This window comes from Telluria sp. BA11, from assembly GCF_056680305.1.
Genome location: NZ_CM155275.1, coordinates 2384646 through 2405128, shown reverse-complemented (window position 1 = coordinate 2405128; position 20483 = coordinate 2384646). Strand labels below are relative to the sequence as shown.

15 protein-coding genes and 1 riboswitch are annotated in these 20483 nt (G+C 64.5%); of the genes, 8 read left to right on the top strand and 7 right to left on the bottom strand.

Going from position 1 to position 20483, the window contains the following annotated elements:
* Window positions 1-40: 40 nt before the first annotated feature.
* A complete protein-coding gene (locus AC1MGT_RS10495; RefSeq protein ID WP_499504118.1) occupies window positions 41-526 on the bottom strand; it encodes an asparaginase domain-containing protein in 486 nt (161 codons plus the stop codon).
* A 145-nt stretch (window positions 527-671) separates the two neighbouring features.
* Here AC1MGT_RS10495 and AC1MGT_RS10490 point away from each other — a divergent pair, with 145 nt between their 5' ends.
* Entirely contained in the window at window positions 672-1427 is a 756-nt protein-coding gene (locus AC1MGT_RS10490) for an L-asparaginase (RefSeq protein ID WP_183555178.1), read from the top strand.
* 18 nt (window positions 1428-1445) lie between these two features.
* Here AC1MGT_RS10490 and AC1MGT_RS10485 read toward each other — a convergent pair whose 3' ends face one another.
* Window positions 1446-2438: a D-2-hydroxyacid dehydrogenase family protein gene (locus AC1MGT_RS10485; protein WP_499504281.1), complete on the bottom strand. Its 993-nt coding sequence runs from the start codon at window positions 2436-2438 to the stop codon at window positions 1446-1448.
* Between the two features lie 369 nt (window positions 2439-2807).
* Here AC1MGT_RS10485 and AC1MGT_RS10480 point away from each other — a divergent pair, with 369 nt between their 5' ends.
* Together AC1MGT_RS10480 and AC1MGT_RS10475 are read left to right on the top strand one after the other, a co-directional pair.
* On the top strand, window positions 2808-4673 hold the full coding sequence (locus AC1MGT_RS10480; RefSeq protein WP_499504117.1) for a phosphoenolpyruvate carboxykinase (GTP): 1866 nt from the start codon (window positions 2808-2810) through the stop codon (window positions 4671-4673).
* A gap of 164 nt (window positions 4674-4837) precedes the next feature.
* Window positions 4838-5860 (top strand): MerR family transcriptional regulator, encoded by a 1023-nt coding sequence (locus tag AC1MGT_RS10475; RefSeq protein ID WP_499504116.1) that lies wholly within the window; start codon window positions 4838-4840, stop codon window positions 5858-5860.
* Between the two features lie 61 nt (window positions 5861-5921).
* Here the strand turns inward: AC1MGT_RS10475 and uvrA are convergent, their stop codons facing one another.
* Window positions 5922-8783, bottom strand: a complete 2862-nt coding sequence (gene uvrA, locus AC1MGT_RS10470; RefSeq protein WP_499504115.1) for an excinuclease ABC subunit UvrA — start codon at window positions 8781-8783, stop codon at window positions 5922-5924.
* 469 nt (window positions 8784-9252) lie between these two features.
* Between uvrA and ssb the strand changes: the two genes are divergently transcribed.
* Window positions 9253-9774 (top strand): single-stranded DNA-binding protein, encoded by a 522-nt coding sequence (ssb, locus tag AC1MGT_RS10465; RefSeq protein WP_258836787.1) that lies wholly within the window; start codon window positions 9253-9255, stop codon window positions 9772-9774.
* A gap of 178 nt (window positions 9775-9952) precedes the next feature.
* On the opposite strand, the gene AC1MGT_RS10460 is transcribed toward ssb, so the two are convergent.
* From AC1MGT_RS10460 to kynU, 3 genes are read right to left on the bottom strand one after another with little or no spacing between them, the layout of a single operon-like run.
* Window positions 9953-10333, bottom strand: a complete 381-nt coding sequence (locus AC1MGT_RS10460; protein WP_499504114.1) for a VOC family protein — start codon at window positions 10331-10333, stop codon at window positions 9953-9955.
* A gap of 26 nt (window positions 10334-10359) precedes the next feature.
* The gene (gene kynA / locus AC1MGT_RS10455; RefSeq protein WP_499504113.1) at window positions 10360-11247 is read right to left on the bottom strand and encodes a tryptophan 2,3-dioxygenase; all 888 of its coding nucleotides are present in this window, start codon (window positions 11245-11247) and stop codon (window positions 10360-10362) included.
* A 44-nt stretch (window positions 11248-11291) separates the two neighbouring features.
* Window positions 11292-12554 carry a kynureninase gene (gene kynU / locus AC1MGT_RS10450; protein ID WP_499504112.1) on the bottom strand — a complete coding sequence of 421 codons (1263 nt, stop codon included), beginning with the start codon at window positions 12552-12554 and terminating at the stop codon, window positions 11292-11294.
* Between the two features lie 272 nt (window positions 12555-12826).
* A riboswitch (cobalamin riboswitch) is annotated at window positions 12827-13045 on the top strand.
* Window positions 13046-13221: 176 nt separating this feature from the next.
* On the opposite strand from kynU, the gene AC1MGT_RS10445 reads away from it, so the two are divergent.
* The 4 genes from AC1MGT_RS10445 (at window position 13222) to AC1MGT_RS10430 (ending at window position 19628) form a co-directional block, all read left to right on the top strand.
* Window positions 13222-17607: a cobaltochelatase subunit CobN gene (locus AC1MGT_RS10445; RefSeq protein WP_499504111.1), complete on the top strand. Its 4386-nt coding sequence runs from the start codon at window positions 13222-13224 to the stop codon at window positions 17605-17607.
* On the top strand, window positions 17604-18047 hold the full coding sequence (locus AC1MGT_RS10440) for a MotA/TolQ/ExbB proton channel family protein (RefSeq protein WP_499504110.1): 444 nt from the start codon (window positions 17604-17606) through the stop codon (window positions 18045-18047). The genes AC1MGT_RS10445 and AC1MGT_RS10440 overlap by 4 nt, the downstream gene beginning before the upstream one ends.
* Complete coding sequence (locus AC1MGT_RS10435; protein ID WP_183555189.1) at window positions 18044-18370, top strand: DUF2149 domain-containing protein; 327 nt, start codon at window positions 18044-18046, stop codon at window positions 18368-18370. The genes AC1MGT_RS10440 and AC1MGT_RS10435 overlap by 4 nt, the downstream gene beginning before the upstream one ends.
* 79 nt (window positions 18371-18449) lie before the next feature.
* The gene (locus tag AC1MGT_RS10430; RefSeq protein ID WP_499504109.1) at window positions 18450-19628 is read left to right on the top strand and encodes a PepSY domain-containing protein; all 1179 of its coding nucleotides are present in this window, start codon (window positions 18450-18452) and stop codon (window positions 19626-19628) included.
* Window positions 19629-19706: 78 nt separating this feature from the next.
* Here AC1MGT_RS10430 and AC1MGT_RS10425 read toward each other — a convergent pair whose 3' ends face one another.
* Entirely contained in the window at window positions 19707-20474 is a 768-nt protein-coding gene (locus AC1MGT_RS10425) for a ThuA domain-containing protein (protein WP_499504108.1), read from the bottom strand.
* Window positions 20475-20483 lie beyond the last annotated feature (9 nt).

Here is a 20483-nt window from a genome sequence, read left to right as displayed (position 1 = left end):
CCGGACCTCGTGTCTGGCCGTTGCCGTTTTTCGACTATATTTATAGTCCCTGGAATACGCCAGCGCTGCGGTTCTTGGTCACGTTATCCCACGGGAACACCTGGCCGTTCATCGCCACGTAGACGCCGGCCGGCAGCACTTGTGCGACGCCGCAGGCAAAGCCCAGGTTGAACAGCGCGTCGGAATTGGCGATCGCATACGGGATCATGGCGCCGGTCAGCACGATGGTCTGGTCCAGGCCCGCCGCGCCCAGCACAGCGGCCGTCTCGCGCATCGTGTCGGTGCCGTGCACGATCACGATGGCTTTCTCGGCGGCGGCCCGGCAGGTCGTCAGCACACGCTCGCGGTCAGCGTCGCCCATCTCGAGCGAATCGAGCAGCGGCAGCACGTCCAGCGCCACCGGCACCGTCATGCGGCTGCGCTTGATGACCTCTGGTAAATGGCTTTCGGCGAAGCCCAGCACGCCATTGAGTTCGTTGTAATGCTTGTCGAAAGTGCCGCCGGTGGCGATGAGTCGCAAAGTCATGTTGGTTTATCCACTCGCTGAAAAAAGGTCCCCATGATATCGCCAAACCACCGGCGATCTCCAGGCGACTGCGCTAGAATCATCCGGATCGGATGAGTACTTCTTCCACCGTTTTCCTTTTCTCCTGTCTATTTCCATATTTGCCATGAAAGCAGTTGCCCCCGGAACCGTGATCTTCCAGCGCCATCGCGGCTATGGCGTGATCACGCATGTCAACCTGCTCACCGGGTGGGTGTCAGCGCGCTTTGGTAACGAGTCGCGCGCGCAAGACCTGAACCTGTCGAACGACGAGGTGCAGCACGCCGACGGCGAGCCGATCCTGTTCCGGCGCGCTCCGCCCGACCGCATGCCGCACGCGCGCCTGATGGCCGTCGTCCGTGCGCTGCACGAGGCCGGTTATCAGAAACTGTATCTGTACTCGTGGCCCAAGCCATCCGGCCTGCACTGGCGCTGGCACCTGTTCACAGGGCCGCGCAACTGGATGCAGCGCACCTGGCGCGAAGGCTGGTATGGCTCGGGCGCCGAGTACAACAACAATCCAGTGATGGGGTGGAACGATGTGCCGGGCGCGAGCACCGATGAGCTGATCCACGCGCTGGCCAAGTTCGATCCGCAAGGACTTGCCGAGGCGCTGGGCCGCGACGAAGATCACACGGCGTGGTTCGCGCAGGCATGCGACCTGCTGCTGCCTGGCTATATGTATAGCCTGAACATGGAGCGGCCACCGGGCGGCGGCCTGATCGAAGCGCCACCGGTGCCGATCGTGCCGGTGCGCGCGGGCCTCAAACCCTATGCCGGGCCGGATATCGGCTGGCCGCCGGGCTGGGCCGGGCTCTGGACTGGCACGCATGTGCTGCCGGCGCCAAAGATCAACATCAAAGGCGAGCCGGAGCTGCGCTGAGCCTGCGGCGTCTTGTGCTCAGCGTTTGTTCAACGCCTCTGGATTGAGAATATTGGTCGGCGTACCCTGCGCGAACTGCACGATATTCTCGAACGCCGCCCTGAAATACAGCTCGTAACTGTCCTGCTCGACATAGCCCAGGTGCGGTGTCGCCAGCACGGTCGGAATGCGCAGCAATGGTGAATCCGGTCCCAGCGGCTCGCTGGTAAACACGTCCAGCGCGGCCATGCCAGGGTGGCCTTTCTTCAAGGCGCTTTCCAGCGCGCCATCGGCCACCAGTTCGGCGCGGCTGGTATTGACGAACAACGCGTCCGGTTTCATGCGGGCCAGATCGCTTGCCGTGACGATGCCACGGGTCGATTCGGCCAGGCGCAAGTGCAGGCTCAGCACATCGGCCATCTCGAACAGTGCCTCACGCGATGGCGCCGCCTCAAAGCCATCCGTCAGCGCCGCCAGTCGGCTGGCTTCGCTGCCCCACACCACCACGCGCATCCCGAACGCGCGCGCATAGCCGGCCACCAGCTTGCCGATCTTGCCGTAACTCCAGAGCCCGAGCGTGCGGCCGTGCAGCACGCGGCCCACGCCGTTCAGTACCGGATTGGTCGATGCCGTCTGCCACAGCCCCTCTTTCAGATTGGTGGCATACGGCACGATCTTGCGACTGGCCGCCATGATCAGGGCCCACGTCAATTCTGCCGGTGCAACCGGCGAGCCGGTGCCCTCGGCAATCGCGATGCCGCGCGCGGTCGCAGCAGCCACGTCGATATGGCCGCTGACCTTGCCGGTTTGCGAAATCAGTTTCAGGTTGGGCAGCTTGGCGAGCAGGGCCGCAGGGAAGGTGGTGCGCTCACGGATCAGCACCAGCGCATCGAACGGCGCCAGCCGGATGGCAAGCTGGCCCAGGCCGCGGGTCGAACTCTGGAAGACCTTGACCTCATGGCCATCGAGCAGGGGATAGCACGCGAGACGGCGTGCAGCGTCTTGATAGTCGTCAAGAATCGCGATTTTCAGTGGTGTTGTCACAATTGTATGATCTGCCTGTAAACAAATAACACGATAGGGCAAATGCCCAAATAGCCTACTACATTAGTCGGGCATTTTTCCTACTTTTTTGTAGTGAAAGCCGTCGAAACGCCGTTTTGCGGGTGTACAATCGGCGCAGAACTTAAGCGAATGACACGTATCCAACGGTGCTCACGAGACGCACCGCAAGGCTTCACTCGAAGCTGCCGACCTGCCCGCTGTATCGTCAAGTGTTGACGCCTGCTTCTGCCGCGGAGTGCCTGCCCAACGTCGTGATCGACCGCAGGGCGCCCCGGCCGAAGACGATGCAAGGTAACGGTCCACCCGAATTCTTAATTGGCATTTGGAGGTATCCCCATGAACCAACCCGTGATGGGCGGCGTCGCCGCACTGAACGTCCCAGCTTACATCAAACATCAAAAACTCATCAATTGGGTGGCTGAGATTGCTGCGCTGACCAAGCCTGACAGCATTTACTGGTGCGACGGTTCGGAAGACGAATACGACCGCCTGTGCGCCGAGATGGTTGCCGCTGGCACGATGAAAAAGCTGAACCCGGCCAAGCGTCCAAATTCCTACCTGGCCTGGTCCGATCCGTCGGACGTGGCGCGCGTCGAAGACCGCACCTATATCTGCTCGGCCACGAAAGAAGAAGCCGGCCCGACCAACAACTGGATGGAACCGGCCGAAATGCGCAATACGCTGCACGGCCTGTTCGACGGTTGCATGACCGGCCGCACGCTATACGTCGTGCCGTTCTCGATGGGCCCGCTCGGTTCGCCGATCGCCCACATTGGCGTCGAGTTGTCCGACTCGCCTTACGTTGCCGTCAACATGCGCATCATGACGCGCATGGGCCGCGCCGTGTACGACGTGCTGGGCCAGGACGGCGACTTCGTGCCCTGCGTGCACTCGGTCGGCATGCCGCTGGTCGATGGCCAGGCTGATGTCGCATGGCCATGCAATGCCACCAAGTACATCGTCCACTATCCGGACACTCGCGAAATCTGGTCGTTCGGTTCCGGCTACGGCGGCAATGCGCTGCTGGGCAAGAAGTGCTTCGCACTGCGCATCGCTTCGAACATGGGGTACCAGGAAGCGCAGCAGGGCGGCACCGGCTGGCTGGCCGAACACATGCTGATCCTGGGCGTCGAATCGCCACAAGGCGACAAGAAATACATCGCCGCCGCGTTCCCGTCGGCCTGCGGCAAGACCAACTTCGCGATGCTGATCCCGCCACAGGCATTCAACGGCTGGAAAGTCACGACGATCGGCGACGACATCGCCTGGATCAAGCCGGGCGCCGATGGCAAGCTGGTCGCCATCAACCCGGAAGCGGGCTACTTCGGCGTAGCCCCGGGCACCAACGACAAGACCAATCCGAACTGCATGGCTTCGCTGCGTGAAAACGTCATCTTCACCAACGTCGCGCTGACCGACGACGGCGACGTCTGGTGGGAAGGCATGACCAAGGAAGCACCGGCCCACCTGATCGACTGGCAGGGCAAGGACTGGACGCCGGCATCGGGCACCAAGGCGGCGCATCCAAATGCACGCTTCACGGTCGCCGCAACGCAAAATCCGGTGATCGATGCTGCCTGGGACGATCCGGCCGGCGTGCCGATCTCGTCGTTCATCTTCGGTGGCCGTCGTTCGACGACTGTGCCGCTGGTGACCGAAGCGCGCGACTGGGTGGAAGGCGTCTACATGGCCGCCGCGATGGGTTCCGAAACCACCGCCGCCGCTGCCGGCCAGATGGGCGTCGTACGCCGCGATCCATTCGCGATGCTGCCATTCATCGGCTACAACATGAGCGACTACTTCCAGCACTGGCTCGATCTGGGCAAGAAGGTCGAAGCAATTGATCCGGCGGCATTGCCAAAGATCTTCTGCGTCAACTGGTTCCGCACCGATGCACAGGGCAACTTCGTGTGGCCAGGTTACGGTGACAATATGCGCGTCCTGAAATGGATCCTGGACCGCACCGCCGGCGCCACCGGTGGCACCGAGCACCTGTTTGGCACCACGCCGAACTACGCCGACCTGAACTGGGAAGGCGTGGACTTCAGCGAGCAGCAATTTGCGCAGATCACGTCGATCGACAAGGATGCCTGGCGCGAAGAACTGAAACTGCATACCGAGCTGTTCGAGAAGCTGGCTTACCACCTGCCGCAAGAGCTGGTGGCCACGCGTGACCGGCTGGAGAAACAACTGGCTGCTTGAGCTTAAGCTGCCTGGTGGGGGAGGCGCCGTCTTCGCGACGGTGAAAATATAAAAAAAAGAACAGGGGCAGCGCCGGTGGCGCTGCCCCTGATTCATTGTAGGCTTGACCCTCACGTGGCGTCAGGCTCCATCCTGTCTTCACGCATGAAGAAAGGGTGACGACGATGCTGCTGAAAATTGGGGAACTGGCAAAACGCACTGGCTTGACGGTCCGTGCCTTGCACCACTATGACGCGATCGGGTTGCTATCGCCTTCTGCGCGCTCCGACGCCGGCTACCGGCTGTACAACGAAGCCGACATCGCCCGCCTGCACCGCATTCTGGCATTGCGCAGGTTCGGGCTGGCGCTGGCCGACATCGGAACCACCCTCACCAGAGCCGACCTGTCGCTGGCCACGGTCGTCGCGCGCCAGATCGGCCTGCTGACCGAGCAGATCCAGCAGGCCAAAGCCTTGCGCAGCCGCCTGTCCCAACTGCAGGGTCAGCTGGCCGATGGACAGGAACCGGATCTGGCCGATTGGCTGACAACGCTGGAGCACATGACCATGTACGACAAATATTTTTCGCAGGAAGAACTCACGCAATTACCGATCTATACCCAGGCCGATGATGTCGAACCCGAGTGGCAGGCACTGGTGGCGCAAGTGCAGGCGCTGATGGATGCCGGTACCGATCCTGGTGATCCCCAGGCGCAGGTTTTGGCAACGCAGTGGATAGCCATGGTCCGGCGCGATACGGGGAACAATCCGATCCTGTTCGCCAAGCTGAACGCGATGCACGAGCACGAGCCCAGCGTACAGGAGCGTACCGGTATTTCGCCGCAGATGATGACGTTCATCCTGGCGGCATCGAAGGCGCACCAGTTGTCGATCTACCGCAACTATCTCGACGACGATGAATTTGCCTTCATGCGCGCCAACTTCGGCAAACGCGATGCCGAGTGGCCGCCGCTGGTGGCGCAGGTCCGCACGGCGATGGACGAAGGCCATGCGCCCGACTCGCCGCAGGCACGCGCGCTGGCGCTGGCGTGGTTCGATCTGTTCCGCTCGTTTGCCGGCGACCAGCCGGCAACCCAGCAAAAGATCCGGCAAGCGCTGCAGGACGAGCCAGCACTGCGGCAATCCGGGATGGTTGACGAGCGCATGGGCGCATTCATCAGCGCGGCAATGCAGGCTTTGCGCGCATAAAAAAACGGGGGCAGCGCCGCTGGCGTTGCCCCCGTTTGATCGTGCTGCCTCAAGCAGCGTATTACGCCTTCGCTGACACCTTCAACAACGGCTTCAGATACTTGCCGGTCGCGCTTTCCTTGTTCTTGGCCACGTCTTCCGGTGTACCCGTCGCCACGATGACACCACCGCCGGCGCCGCCTTCCGGCCCCAGGTCGACCACCCAGTCCGCCGTCTTGATGACGTCCAGGTTGTGCTCGATGATCGCCAGCGTATTGCCCTGGTCGCGCAGGCGGTGAATCACCTTCAGCAGCAGGTCGATGTCGGCAAAGTGCAGGCCGGTCGTCGGCTCATCCAGGATATACAGCGTCCGACCCGTGTCGCGCTTGGACAGCTCGAGCGAGAGCTTGACGCGCTGCGCTTCGCCGCCCGACAAGGTCGTCGCACTTTGCCCCAGCTTGATGTACCCGAGGCCCACGTCCAGCAGCGTTTGCAGCTTGCGCGCAATGACCGGCACCGGCTTGAAGAACTCGTGCGCATCCTCAACGGTCAGTTCCAGCACCTCGGTGATGTTCTTGCCCTTGTAATTGACTTCCAGCGTTTCGCGGTTGTAGCGCTTGCCGTGGCAGACATCGCACGGCACATACACGTCCGGCAGGAAGTGCATCTCGACCTTGATCACGCCATCGCCCTGGCACGCTTCGCAGCGCCCGCCCTTGACGTTGAACGAGAAGCGGCCCGCGCTGTAGCCACGTTCCTTGGCCGTCGGCACCGTCGAGAACAGATCACGGATCGGCGTAAACAGACCCGTGTACGTCGCCGGATTCGAGCGCGGGGTGCGGCCGATCGGCGCCTGGTCGACCGAGATCACCTTGTCGAAGTGTTCCAGGCCATGGATCGACGTGTGCTCGGCCGGCTCGGTCTGCGAGCCGTACAGGTGACGCGACAGCGCCGGGTACAGCGTGTCGTTGATCAAGGTCGACTTGCCCGAACCCGAGACGCCCGAAATGCAGGTCATCAGGCCCACCGGCAGCGTCAGCGTCACGTCTTTCAGGTTATTGCCCTTGGCGCCCGTGATCACCAGCTGGCGCGCCGGGTCGGCCTTGGTGCGCTTCTTCGGCACTTCGATCCGGCGCCGGCCATCGAGGTACTGGGCCGTGACCGAATGCTCGTTCTTCATGATCTGCTCGAGCGTGCCTTCGGCGATGATCTGCCCGCCATGCACGCCCGCGCCCGGCCCCATGTCGACGATGTAGTCGGCAGTGCGGATCGCGTCTTCGTCGTGCTCGACGACCAGCACGCTGTTGCCGATGTCGCGCAGGTGTTTCAGCGTTGCGATCAGGCGATCGTTGTCGCGCTGGTGCAGGCCGATCGACGGCTCGTCGAGCACGTACATGACGCCCGTCAGGCCCGAGCCGATCTGCGACGCCAGGCGAATACGCTGCGCTTCGCCGCCGGACAAAGTGTCTGCGCTGCGGTCGAGCGACAGGTAATCCAGGCCAACGTTGTTCAGGAACTTGAGGCGCGAAATGATTTCCTTGATCACGCGCTCGGCGATGTCTTTCTTGGCGCCGGTCAGTTCGAGCGTTTCGAAGAATTCGAGCGTGTCGCGCAGCGGTTTATCGGACACTTCATAGATGGCGCGCTGCTGGGCGCCCTGGCCGATTTTCACGTACCGCGCTTCAGTGCGCAGACGCGCGCCTTCGCACGACGGGCATTTCTTTTCGTTGATGAACTTCGCCAGCTCTTCCTTGACGGCCATCGAATCGGTTTCGCGATAGCGGCGCTGCAGGTTGTTGACGACGCCTTCGAACGTGTGCTCGCGAATCACCGTACGGCCGCGCTCGTTCACATAACTGAACGGGATCGCCGTCTTGCCCGAGCCGAACAGCACGGCATCCTGCGATGCTGCCGGCAATTTGTCGAACGGCATGTCGAGGTCGAAGTCGTAGTGCGACGCCAGGTTCTGCAGCATCTGGAAGTAGAACTGGTTGCGGCGATCCCAGCCCTTCACTGCGCCGGACGCCAGCGACAGATGCGGGAAGGCCACGACCCGTTTTGGATCGAAGAATTCGATGTGGCCCAGGCCATCGCATTCCTGGCAGGCACCCATTGGGTTATTGAACGAGAACAGGCGCGGTTCCAGCTCTTGCAATGAGTAGCCGCAGACATTACAGGCGAACTTGTTCGAGAACACCGTCATGTTTTCGGTATCCATTTCGTATGCGACCGCGCGGCCATCGGCCAGGCGCAGTGCGGTCTCGAAACTTTCGGCCAGGCGCTGCTTGATATCCGGATTGACCTTGATGCGGTCGATCACGACGTCGATCGTGTGCTTCTCGGTCTTCTTCAGCTTGGGCAGCTCGTCGATCTCGTAGATCTTGGCCGCGGCCACGCCGCTGGCGATACGGAAACGCACGAAGCCCTGGGCCTGCATCGACAGGAACAGGTCGCCATGCTCGCCCTTGCGGCCGGCCACGACCGGCGCCAGGATCATCAGCTTGGTGCCTTCCGGCATGGCCAGCACCGAGTCGACCATCTGCGACACGGTCTGCGCGGCCAGCGGATGGTGCGGGTGCTGTGGGCAATATGGCGTGCCGACGCGCGCATACAGCAGGCGCAGATAATCGTGGATTTCGGTGACGGTGCCGACGGTCGAGCGCGGATTGTGCGAGGTCGCCTTCTGCTCGATCGAGATGGCCGGGGACAGGCCCTCGATCAGGTCGACATCGGGCTTTTCCATCAGTTGCAGGAACTGGCGCGCGTAGGCCGACAGCGACTCGACGTAGCGGCGCTGGCCTTCGGCGTACAAGGTGTCGAAAGCGAGCGACGACTTGCCGGAGCCCGACAGACCCGTGATCACGATCAGCTTGTTGCGCGGCAGATCCAGATTGATGTTCTTCAGATTGTGCGTGCGGGCACCACGAATGCGAATTTCTTCCATTAAGTTGGGCAGACTTTCTATTAGTTTATGTGGGCCACCGTGGCGGAGCCGCGAACGCTAAGCGACCGGGTCAGCGGGCCAATCGGGGAGAACCCGTTAGTGTAGCTGGTTTTTGTTACGGCTGTATATTTGTCCAGTGGTTCTAATGTGCGCATTGCCGGTTCGGCAAGCGCATCCGGGTGGCGCGATGGCCTGGACAACGACATGTCCGCCGTATGTGGGTCGCCCTCTGAACGGTTCAATGACAAAGCGTTCAGATTCGCAAAATAAATTTCCCTACCGAGCTATGGATGAGATCGGATTGACAACAAAATCGACCGGATGACGCTGCGTTACGGCTGATGAATCCCAACAAATTGTTGTGGCAAATCCGGGCGCCGGCCTCATAATAGTGCGCTGTACCACCACGTTCCCTGACGCCTAGAAGCATGCAGAGTCAGGGCTGATCATACCCAGCAGGAGTAATCAAATGGCATCAGTTAACAAGGTCATCATCGTCGGCAACCTCGGCCGCGATCCGGAAGTGCGCTACATGCCGAGCGGCGACGCCATCGCGAACATCGCGGTCGCCACCTCGTACAAATCCAAAGACCGCAACACCGGCGAGCAAAAAGAGCTGACCGAGTGGCACCGTATTTCGTTCTTCGGTCGCCTGGCCGAGATCGTCGCGCAATACCTGAAAAAAGGTTCGTCGGTCTACGTCGAAGGCCGTCTGCAGACCCGCAAGTACACCGACAAGGACGGCATCGAGCGCTACGCAACCGACGTCATCGCTGAAAACATGCAGATGCTGGGCGGTCGCCAGGGCATGGGCGGCGACGGCGGCGGCATGGGTGGCGGGATGGGCGGTGGCGGCATGGACGACGACTACTCGGCGCCACAGCAGCCACGCCAGCAAGCACCACGCCAGGCGCCACCGGCACCGGCAGCACGTCCGCAGCCGAAGCCGGCACCGAACTTCTCGGATATGGATGACGACATTCCGTTCTAAGACTGAATGTTGTTGGAGCGATCAAAGCGCCGTGGGTCTGTGACTCACGGCGCTTTTTTTTACCGCCGCCATATCGAGCATTCAATCAAGAAAATAGAAAACGGCTTGCATGATAGCGCCACCGTACGCCCATCATGCTGCGTACGAAATGTGCGCCGCAGCTCCTGCGGCAACGACTTCAGCCGATCGGTTCCGAAATCTCGATCAGATTCAGATCCGGATCACGCACATACACCGAGCGAATCTTGCCGGTCGCCCCGGTCCGCTCGACCGGCCCTTCGACAATAGGCCAGTCGCAGCTGCCCAGATGCGCGATGACAGCATCAAGCGGCACCGATGCAATGAAGCACAGATCCAGCGCTCCCGGCACCGGCAGGTGCGCCTTCGGCTCGAATTCGGCGCCGCGCTGGTGCAGGTTGATCTTCTGGTTGCCAAATTTGAAGGCAATCCGCCCCGCGCCAAAGGTTTCAAGACGCATGCCCATGACCTTCGTATAAAAATGCTTCGTCGCATCGAGGTCGGTGCAGGTCAGCACCAAATGGTCGAGATGGGAAATCATGGCAGGCGGTCCTTGAATGAAGATGATTACAACTCGGTGCGCAACTCGAACAATTCCGGGAACAGCACGACATCGAGCATCTTGCGCAAATACCCCACGCCGTCCGTGCCACCCGTGCCGGTTTTAAAACCGATCACGCGCTGCACCGTCGTCACATGCCGGAAGCGCCACAAGCGAAACGCCGTCTCGATATCGACGAGCTTTTCACCCAGCTCATACAGCGGCCAGTACTGGTCGGTATCGCGATACACGACCATCCACGCCGCCTTCACCGACGGATCCGACTGCGTCGCCTGATGCCATGGCCCGGCAAGCCGCGCCGCATCCACGGCCAGCCCACTGCGCGCCATCGCGATGATCGCTTCGTCATACAGCGACGGTTTATCCAGCACGCCCTGCAGCGCCGCGTGCGCTTCAGGCTTGTGCTGGTGCACCTGCAAATGCGTGACGTTCTTGTTCCCCAAGATGAATTCGATCTCGCGGTACTGGTGCGACTGAAACCCCGACGACGCGCCCAGGTACGGACGGATCGCCGTGTACTCGGGCGGCGTCATGGTCGCCAGCACATCCCATGCATGCACGAGCTGATTCATGATCGCGGCCACGCGCGCCAGCATCTTCATCGCCGCCGGCAGCTGGCCCCGCGCGATGTTGTCGCGCGCACCGTGCAGCTCGTGCAGCATCAGCTTCATCCACAGTTCGCTGGTCTGGTGCTGGACGATGAACAGCAGCTCGTTGTGCTCGGGCGACAGCGGATGCTGGGCGTTGAGGATCGTGTCGAGCGACAGGTAGTCGCCGTAGCTCATGTCCTTGCTGAAATCGAGCTTGGCGCCGTGGTAGCCGGGCTGCGAGACAGGGCAGCCACTCACATCGGCATCGCTGGCGGACGAATCCGGGTTAACAGGGCAGGGCATCGTGTCCTCTCTTGGGAATCGACCGAGAATTGATCGAGAATCGCTCAGGTCACCGCAGTGCGCTTGGCATCGACCTGATAGTCACTGCGGTCCAGGATATCCTTGAGCACCATCACCGCCTGCCACACATCGTCATACCCCGTGTACAGCGGCGTGAAGCCAAAGCGCATCACCTGCGGCTCGCGGTAGTCGCCGATGACGCCGCGTGCGATCAGCGCCTGCATCACCGCGTAGCCATGCGGATGCGTGACGCTTACCTGGCTGCCACGGTCCGCATGATTGCGCGGCGTGATCAGTTCCAGCGGATGCGCGGCGCATTCCTGTTCGAGCAGCGCCAGGAACAGGTCCGACAGCGCCAGTGACTTCTTGCGCAGCGCCGCCATCGTCACGTCCTGGAACACGGCCAGCCCACATTCGATCAGCGCCAGCGCCACCACCGGCTGCGTGCCGCACATCGCGCGCTTGATGCCGGCCACCGGCGCGAACGCCGGTTGCATCGCGAACGGCTGGCGATGCGCCCACCAGCCCGTGAGCGGCTGCGTGAATTGCGCGTGGTGGCGCTGCGGCACCCAGATGAATGCAGGCGCGCCCGGCCCGCCGTTGAGGAATTTGTAGGTGCAGCCCACCGCGAAGTCGGCGTTGGCGCCATTCAGGTCTACCTCGACCGCGCCGGCCGAATGGGCCAGGTCCCAGATCGCCAGCGCGCCGGCGGCGTGGATCTGCGCCGTGATCGTTTTCATGTCGAGCATGCGGCCGGTGCGGTAGTTCACGTGCGTGAGCATCACCACCGCCACCTGGCCGCCGGCGTCGCCTTCGAGGGCGGCCGGCAGGTCGGCCCAGCTGTCGAGCAGGCGCAGCTCGTAGCCGCGCTCGAGCCAGCCGATCAGGCCTTCGGCCATGTAGATATCGCTCGGGAAGTTGTCGCGCTCCGTGAGGATGATGCGGCGGGCCGCGTGCGCCGGTGCGTCGGCCTGCATCTTGAGCGCCGCAGCCAGCGCCTTGAACAGGTTCACCGAAGTCGAGTCGGTGACCACCACTTCATCGGCGGCGGCGCCGATCAGCGGCGCGATCAGGGTGCCCAGGCGCTGCGGCAGGTCGTACCAGCCGGCCGTGTTCCAGCTGCGGATCAGGTCATTGCCCCATTCGGCGGCGATCACGTCCTGCGCACGTTGCAGGGCCGCGCGGGGGCGGGCGCCGAGCGAATTGCCATCGAGGTAAATCACGCCGTCCGGCAGCGCAAACGCATTGCGCTGAGGGGCCAGCGGATCGGCCGCGTCGAGGGCCAGGCAGTCTTGTCGTGTGATCATGTGAACGGTCGCGAAGAAGTAGTGGGTGCCGGCCTGGCCGGACGATACCGCCATTCTAGGCTAGGGAAGCACTGATTTATTCTGGGGGATGGAATTGGCTGCGGAAAAAGCCGCCATGCAAGGCGCAAATCGCAGCAATAGCGAGCTATTGCGAGAATTTGCAACGCCGCAGGGTGGCTATTTTCCGTGCCAAGTCCGCCTCCATGAATTAATCAGTGCTTCCCTAGAGGCCAAAGAATGCGGTGACAGTGGCGCACCCGGGCTGTAGAATCGCGCCCAATCAAGTGAATGGTGCCGTCCTGCTCGTCTGCAGGAAGGTGAAACGGGAAGCCGGTGACGTGTGCGAATCCATCGCACGCCAGTCCGGCGCAGCCCCCGCTGCTGTATGCCTGACGACCCTCGTCGAACGCCACTGTGCCCCGTGCACGGGAAGGCAGGACCCGGGAAGGATGACGGCAAGCCAGAAGACCGGCCTTCACGATGCATTGCGTACGTCCCGGGGTGTGGGCGTGCCGGTTGGTAGTTCGTCGTTCCTTCCGTGTTGCCAATGCGCTCGCGCAGGCGTTCGCACGTGCGCGTGCGCGTGGCTGCTGCGTCCCGCGTGGAAGGAAGACGTCTGCCCGTTGTCATGCGCGCCCTGGCGCGCAGCTGAAAGGTCGACGTTCACATGAACACTGCTTCGCTCCCCCGCGCCTGTACTGCGCTGGTGCTTTTGCTCGCGTCCCTGCTTGCCTGCGCCCACGGCCACGCCGCCACCATGTTCGCCGTGGTCACCGAGCGCGCCGCGCCGGGCGCGATCGAAGCTGCGCACCGCCACCTGGCCAGCCACCCGCGCGACCGGATTCAGTTGCGCACGCCGGCCCAGTTGATGGCCGCCAGTGAACGCGAGGTGGGCCAGTGGATCACCGGCGCCGACACGGTGCTGGCGGTGTCGCTGTTCGGCGATCCGGCGCGCCGCATGAAGGATGCGCTGGCGCGCCATGCAAAGCCAGGCACCGCGGTGCTGGCCTTCAATGGCGAAGCAAGCCTGAACCTGATGACGCGCGCGGCGCACGGCAGCCTGGCCGGCTTCGCGCCCGAGCTGCTGCGCGAACTGGCGGCCGAAGCGCCGGCGCCCGCCGCGCTGCAGGCGGCAGAGGCCAATCCCGCGGCCCGCCACTGGCTCGCGGCGCGGCGCGTCTGGCAAGCCGGCGGCGTGGACAACACCACGGCCCTCATCGCCCACCTGCTGCATCCATCAACAGCGCTGGGCCCTCCGCTGCCCGAGCCGACGCTGCGCCTGCGCGTCGGCCAGAACGAGCTGCAGGATGCCGCCGCCTGGGGCAACGCCGCCAAGCTGGGTCTGAAGGACCGCCCGACCGTCGTCGTGCTCGATCTGGCGAACATGGATGGCATGGTGCCGGCTGCGCTGTGCCGCCGCATCGAAGAGCAAGGCCAGGCCTGCGTGCAGCTGCTCACGCGCTGGGGCGGCGCCTCGCGCGAAGCGCTGGTGCGCCTGCCTGAGCTGATCGCGCCAGCGAAGCCCGCGGCGCTGGTGGTGCTGCAGGACTTCGTCGTCGGCGCCGCCGAAGGGCGCGAAGTCGTCAGCGAAGCCTTCAAACGCTTCGATATCCCCGTGTTCAAGGCGATCCGCCTGTCGGACCGCACCGCCATGCAGTGGCAGCTTTCGCCCGATGGCCTGCCGCCGGATTCGGTCCAGTACCGCGTCGCGCTGCCCGAGCTGCAGGGAATCGGCCAGCCGGTGGTGGTGGCGGCGCTGGGCCAGTCGCAGCGCGACCGCCTGACCGGCATCGAGAACCGCCCGCCGGTGCTGCTGCCGGCCGAAGTCGATCGCATGACGGCGCGCGTGAGCCGCTGGCTGGCGCTGCGTGCCAAGCGCAATGCCGACAAGCGCGTCGCGATGGTCTATTACAACCACCCGCCGGGCCGCCAGAACATCGGCGCCGACAACCTGAACGTGCCGGCATCGCTGTTCGACATGCTGCACGCGCTGAAAGCCGCCGGCTACACGGTCGGCGATTTACCCGCCACGCCCGAAGCGCTGCTCGACATGATCATGGCGCACGGCGTGAACCTGCCCGAAGACCGCGCCGCGCTGCGCGAAATGAGCGGTGTGGTGAACAGCGTCAGCGCGGCCGACTACGCGCGCTGGTTCGCCACGCTTGCACCGCGCGTGCAGGGCGAGATGAAGGACGGCATGCTGGGCCGCCTGCATGCCGACGTGCTGGTCGCCGAAGCGCAGGGCGAGCGCGCGCCGGGCCGCAAGCAGGCCGAGACGATCATCAAGGAATTGCTGCACCTGGTCGAGGGTGTCGACCATCCGCAGCGCGTGCAGGCCACGCGCGACCTGCATGCGCTCGAAGACGGCTACCGCGCCTGTCTCGACGACAGCAAGCCCAGTCCGTGCAAGGCGCTCGCGCCACTGTATCGGCGCCTGATCGGCTACGGCATCGAAGGCATGCGCGGCTGGGGCCCGGCGCCGGGCAAGGTGATGGTCGACAGCGGCAAGCTGCTGGTACCGGGCCTCACGTTCGGCAATGTGTTCATCGGCCCGCAGCCGCCGCGCGGCTGGGAAGTCGATGAAGAACTGCTGCACGCGAATACCAGCATCACACCGCCGCACCAGTACCTGGCCTTCTACCACTGGATCCGCGACCGCTTCAAGGCCGACGCCGTCGTGCACGTGGGGCGCCACTCGACCTTTGAATTCCTGCCCGGTAAAGCGGTGGGCCTGTCGAGCGACGATTATCCCAGCCTGATTGCGGGCGACCTGCCGGGCATCTACCCGTACATCGTCGACGGCGTGGGAGAGGGCACGCAGGCCAAGCGCCGCGGCCTGGCGATCATCGTCGACCACCTGACGCCACCACTGGCGACGACGCCGCTGTACGACGAGCTGCTGTCGCTGCGCCAGATCGTCGAGAGTTTCGAAGCTGCGTCGTCCGAGTCACTCAAGACGCAGGCCGCGCAACTGATGCGCGAGCGCGTCGTGGCGCTGAACCTGCGCGCCGAACTCGAAGCGTCGATGTCCGACGTGCTCGAAGTGCGGGGCATCGGCTTCGACGCTGCCGACGACGATTTGCTGGCGCACGAGATCGGCCATTACCTGACCAAGCTGCAAGAGAAGTTCATGCCATTCGGCCTGCACGTCTTTGGCCGGCCGTGGGACCAGAAGTCGCTTGACCTGATGCTCGAGTCGATGGCCAAGAGCGGCATCGACGATCCGTCCATCGCCGACAAGCTGCGCGACTCGCCGCGGCGCGAAATGGTGGGCCTGCTCGCGGGCCTGGATGGCCGCTACATCGAGCCCGGCAAGGGCAACGATCCGCTGCGCTCACCCGAGGCGCTGCCGACGGGCCGCAACTTCCACGCGGTCGATGGCGACATCCTGCCCACGCGCCTGGGTTTCGGGCTGGCGCAAAAGATGGCAGTCAAGGCGATGGCGCGCAGCAAGGGCGATGCTGCGCGGGAGCAGGGCAGCGAAGGCATCATCCTGTGGGCCTCGGACGCGGTGCGCGACGAGGGCGTGATGGTCGGCTTTGCGCTGGCCATGATGGGCGCCGAGCCGGTCTGGAATGCGCGCGGCATTGTCACTGATGTGCGCCTGGTGCCGGGCGCCGTGCGGCGCGATGCGCTGGTGACCACGTCTGGCCTCTTTCGCGACCTGTACCCGAACCTGATCCGCCTGATCGACCGCGCCGGCCGGCTGGCGCTGGCGGCGTCCGCCGAAACGATGGCGCGGCAGGACCCGGCCCTGCGCGAGGCGCTGCAAGCCGCGCTGGCGCCACTCCAGGGCGCCGCCTGGGGTAGTGAAGCCGTGCAGGACAACCGGGTTGCGCGCGAATGGGTGGTGCGCCAGCGCGCGCTGGTCGCCGGTGGCGCATCGACCATCGAAGCGGGACAGGGCGCCGCGCTGCGCGTGTTCGGCGACGCGCCGGGCGCGTACGGCACGGGCGTGAACCGCCTGACCGAACGCTCGGGCGCCTGGCGCGAGCGCGAGGAGATCGGCCGTGCCTACCGCAATCGCATGGGCCACGCGTATGGCCTGGACGCCGACGGCGACGCGCAGCACCGTGCCTTCGACGTGGCGCTGGACGGCATCCACCGCACCTACCACGGCCGCGCCAGCAATCTGTACGGCCTGCTCGACAACAACGATGCCTTCGACTACCTGGGTGGCCTGTCACTGGCCGTCGAGACGCGCACCGGCCGCGTGCCGGACGCGCTGATCCTGCAGCACGGGCGGCCGGGCCAAGCCGACGTCGAGCCGCTGGCCACTGCGCTGCTGGGCGAATTGCGCGGGCGCTTTTTGAACCCCGCGTGGCTGCGCCCATTGATGGACAACGGCTACTCGGGCGCGCGCACGATGGGCCAGGAATTCATCGAGAACCTGTGGGGCTGGCAGGTCACGCGCCCGGACCTCGTGAAGAACTGGGCCTGGGACGAGGTCAAGGCGGTCTACTTCGACGATGCGCACAAGCTTGGCCTGCCGGCCTTCCTGGGCCAGCGCCACAACGCGCACGTCAAGGCGCACATGCTGGCCGTGTTCATGGTGGCCGCCGAAAAAGGCTTCTGGAAGACCGACCCGGAAACGATCCGCACGATGGGCGGCGAGCTGGCGCGCCTGGTGGCTGCCAATGGCTTGCCGGGCAGCGGCCACACGTCGCCCGATCACCCGATGTGGGGCTGGCTGGCGCCGCAACTCGATCGCGGCGATGCGCAGCAGCTCGGCGTCACGCTGGCGAAGGCGCGCGGCGAGATGCTGCCGGCGCTTGCCGTCCCGGTACCGGCCGGCGCGCCGGCAGCTGCGGCATCACCGGCCGTAGCGCCGCCACGCGCCAACGCACAGCAGGGGCAGGCGCCTTCCGCGCCCGCACTGACGGCGCCGCCAGCCATGCGCGTCTATGAACTCAACCAACCACCCGAACCCGCGCCGCTTCCTGGCCTGCGCATCGTGCAGGTCCTGGTCATCCTGGCGGCCTGCTTTGCCCTGTTTGCGCTCGGCCTGTGGCGCGGCCGCAGCATCCCTCAACCTGTAAGGAGTACCTCATGATCGATCACTTGTCCTATGCCTGGTTGCACGACGCCGTCAGCTGGCTGCTCACGCCTTCGCTGGTGGTGCTGCTGGCCGGCTGCGCCATTGCGCTGGTCGAATCGGGCATCGCCGTCGGCGAGCGCTTCCACGGCCTGGCGCGGTTGCGCGCATCCGGCAACGTCGGGCACGTGCAGAAGCTGGCCCGTCACCGTCTGGAGCGCGCCGACCTGCTGGCGCGCATCCCGCCAATGCTCGGCCTGATGGCCACGATCATTCCGCTCGGGCCTGGCCTGGCCGCGCTGGGGGAAGGCGATCCGGCCAAGCTGGCCAGCGCCGTGACGGTTGCCTTCGATGCGACCGTGCTGGGCCTCGTTGCCGGCATCGCCGGCCTGGTGATCGGCAAGCTGCGCCGCCGCTGGTACGAAGAGACGCTGGACGCGATGGAGCCGCTGGCATGAGCGCCCCGGCACGTGGCCGCCTGCGCCTGTACCGGCACCTCGACGCGCGCTTCGACCAGAGCGACGAAGACCCGCGCGCGAGCCTGGTCAACCTGGTCGACGTAATGCTGGTCTTTGCCTGTGGCCTGATCGCAGCAATCGCCGGTTCGCAAGGCGCCATCAAACCGCCGCAACCGGTCGAGAAGGGCCGCCAGATCGAGCGCCCCGCCAGCGGCGTCACGCAAGACGGCAGCGGTTACGACCGCGTCGGCGAAGTCTATCGCGATCCCAAGACCGGCAAGCTGGTGCTGATCGAGCCCACGGCAACCCCGGCGAAAAAGTAGAGCAAATGATGAAAACAACCTTGTTGCGCGCGCTGCATGCCGAGCTGACGGTCCACTGGCGCTACTGATCGGGATTGCGATGGCTTCGATGAAGCGCCAGCTGCACCTGTGGCATCGCTGGCTCGGGATCGGTATCGGTCTGCTCGTGCTGCTGTGGTTTGGCACGGGCATCGTGATGATGTATGTCCCGTATCCTGAGCTCACCGAGGCGGAGCGCCGTACCTGGCTTGCACCGCTCGATCCGGCGCGCGTCCAGGTGAGCGCGGATGCGGCGTGGCGCGAGACAGCATTGAAGGGCCTGCCCGATGCGGTGCGCCTGAACACGGTGGCGGGCCGGCCGGCCTGGCATTTTGGCCATGACGGCACGTGGAACTCGGTGTGGGCCGACAACGGCGCAGCGCTCGTGGTCGACGAGCAGGTAGCGTCGAGCAGCGCACGCAGCGCGGCGCCGGATGCGCGTTCGCTGTCGTTCGAAGCGATCGATGTCGACCAGTGGACGTTCGGCTCGGTGCGCGTGCACCAGCCGCTGCTGCGCGTCACGGCCGACGACGACGCTGGCAGCGTGGTGTACGTCTCGAGCCGCACCGGGGAGCTGGTGCGCGACACGACGCGCAGCGAGCGCGCCTGGAACTGGGTTGGCGCCGTCGTCCACTGGATGTACGTCACGCCGCTGCGCAAGCACAACGAAGCATGGCGCCTGGCCGTGATGTCGACGGCCGGCGTGGCGCTGCTGCTGGCCGTGACCGGCATGGTGCTGGGCGTCCAGCGGCTGCGCGTGCAGCGCCGCTATGCGGGCGGGCGCATGTCGCCGTACAAGGGCTGGCAGGGCTGGCACCACTGGCTGGGCCTGAGCGGCGGTGTGCTCGTCATCACCTGGCTGTTCAGCGGCTGGTTGTCGGTCGGCCCGTTCGGCTTTCCGTCCGACCCTGGCGCGACCGCGCAGGATCGCCTCGCGTTTGCAGGCGGGGCGCTGGCCAGCGATGACCTGGCGATCGATGCGGCCGCATTGCTGCGGGCGCATCCCGGCACGCTTGAACTGGAATGGCGCCGCGTGGGCGGCACGTTGTACCTGAGCGCCCTGGGCCGCACCGTGCGCACATTGCTGCGCGCGCAGGATGGCGCCGTGTCCAGCGTGTTGCCGCGCGCGCTGCTGCTGCGCAGCGCGCAAGCGATTAGGCCTGGTGTGGCGATGACGACGATGCTGAGCGACGCTGACGCCCGATGTGCGTTGTTGCGCCGCCAAGCGAGGTTGGTTTGAACGCGTGGATGGCTATGCCATCCACGCGTCCAACGGTCGTTACTGCACCACAAAAGCGAGCTCGGTTTGCACACCCGATCAGCGCTTCTGCCCCAACCCCGTCGCACTCCAGTAAATCCCACCCAGCAGATGATTCAGGTACTGCGGATCGCGGTACATCTCGCCGTTGTGGCCCAGCGTGGTGACGAACACGCGCCCCTGTTCGTGCCGGTGGTGCCAGGCGATCGGGTGGTCCTTGCCCATGCCCTTGACGGTTTGCCCGGGCCAGATCTTCGTCGTGTCGTAACTCGACTCGTCCACGCTCAGTACCGTGTCGATCTTTACCTGATACGGATTGGTCGTGACGTAGAACTCGTCGCTCCAGATCCAGCGCGCGGGCAGGCCGAACGTGGCGGGGAAGTTCTGGTCGACGACCGTGACCACACCCGTCTGCAGTTTCGGGTGCGGGCCGACCGAGCGGCCCACCATTTTTTCGTACCAGACCCAGTCGTTCGGCGGCGTGATCGCGGCGCGGTGCACGACGATCGCGTTGCCCCCGCCGCGCATATAGGCCTCGAATTTGGCGCGCTGCGCCGCGTTCAGCTCTTCGCCTGGCGTGTTCAGGAACATCACGGCCGCATACTGCGTCAGGTCGCCCTCGAACACCTGTGGCTTGTTGGTGTAGGTGAGTTCGAACGCGTGCAGCTTGGCCATGCGCTCCAGGCTGTCGCGCGCAATCGGAATGTATTCGTAGTGGTATTTGCCGGGCATGGCCAGTACCAGCAGTTTGAACTGGTCCTCGGCCACGCCGTCCGCTGCCGCTGCCAGCAGCAGCGCTGCGCCCAGCGCCCTGGTGATGCGTTTCATATTGGCGTC

What these genes read in the sequence shown, in the direction of transcription:
- uvrA (WP_499504115.1), bottom strand. Translation starts at nt 8,783, where the DNA reads ATGGAAGAAATTCGCATTCGTGGTGCCCGCACGCACAATCTGAAGAAC.
- AC1MGT_RS10430 (WP_499504109.1), top strand. Translation starts at nt 18,450, where the DNA reads ATGGCTTCGATGAAGCGCCAGCTGCACCTGTGGCATCGCTGGCTCGGG.
- AC1MGT_RS10480 (WP_499504117.1), top strand. Translation starts at nt 2,808, where the DNA reads ATGAACCAACCCGTGATGGGCGGCGTCGCCGCACTGAACGTCCCAGCT.
- AC1MGT_RS10425 (WP_499504108.1), bottom strand. Translation starts at nt 20,474, where the DNA reads ATGAAACGCATCACCAGGGCGCTGGGCGCAGCGCTGCTGCTGGCAGCG.
- AC1MGT_RS10490 (WP_183555178.1), top strand. Translation starts at nt 672, where the DNA reads ATGAAAGCAGTTGCCCCCGGAACCGTGATCTTCCAGCGCCATCGCGGC.
- kynA (WP_499504113.1), bottom strand. Translation starts at nt 11,247, where the DNA reads ATGCCCTGCCCTGTTAACCCGGATTCGTCCGCCAGCGATGCCGATGTG.
- AC1MGT_RS10445 (WP_499504111.1), top strand. Translation starts at nt 13,222, where the DNA reads ATGAACACTGCTTCGCTCCCCCGCGCCTGTACTGCGCTGGTGCTTTTG.
- kynU (WP_499504112.1), bottom strand. Translation starts at nt 12,554, where the DNA reads ATGATCACACGACAAGACTGCCTGGCCCTCGACGCGGCCGATCCGCTG.
- ssb (WP_258836787.1), top strand. Translation starts at nt 9,253, where the DNA reads ATGGCATCAGTTAACAAGGTCATCATCGTCGGCAACCTCGGCCGCGAT.
- AC1MGT_RS10495 (WP_499504118.1), bottom strand. Translation starts at nt 526, where the DNA reads ATGACTTTGCGACTCATCGCCACCGGCGGCACTTTCGACAAGCATTAC.
- AC1MGT_RS10435 (WP_183555189.1), top strand. Translation starts at nt 18,044, where the DNA reads ATGAGCGCCCCGGCACGTGGCCGCCTGCGCCTGTACCGGCACCTCGAC.
- AC1MGT_RS10460 (WP_499504114.1), bottom strand. Translation starts at nt 10,333, where the DNA reads ATGATTTCCCATCTCGACCATTTGGTGCTGACCTGCACCGACCTCGAT.
- AC1MGT_RS10440 (WP_499504110.1), top strand. Translation starts at nt 17,604, where the DNA reads ATGATCGATCACTTGTCCTATGCCTGGTTGCACGACGCCGTCAGCTGG.
- AC1MGT_RS10475 (WP_499504116.1), top strand. Translation starts at nt 4,838, where the DNA reads ATGCTGCTGAAAATTGGGGAACTGGCAAAACGCACTGGCTTGACGGTC.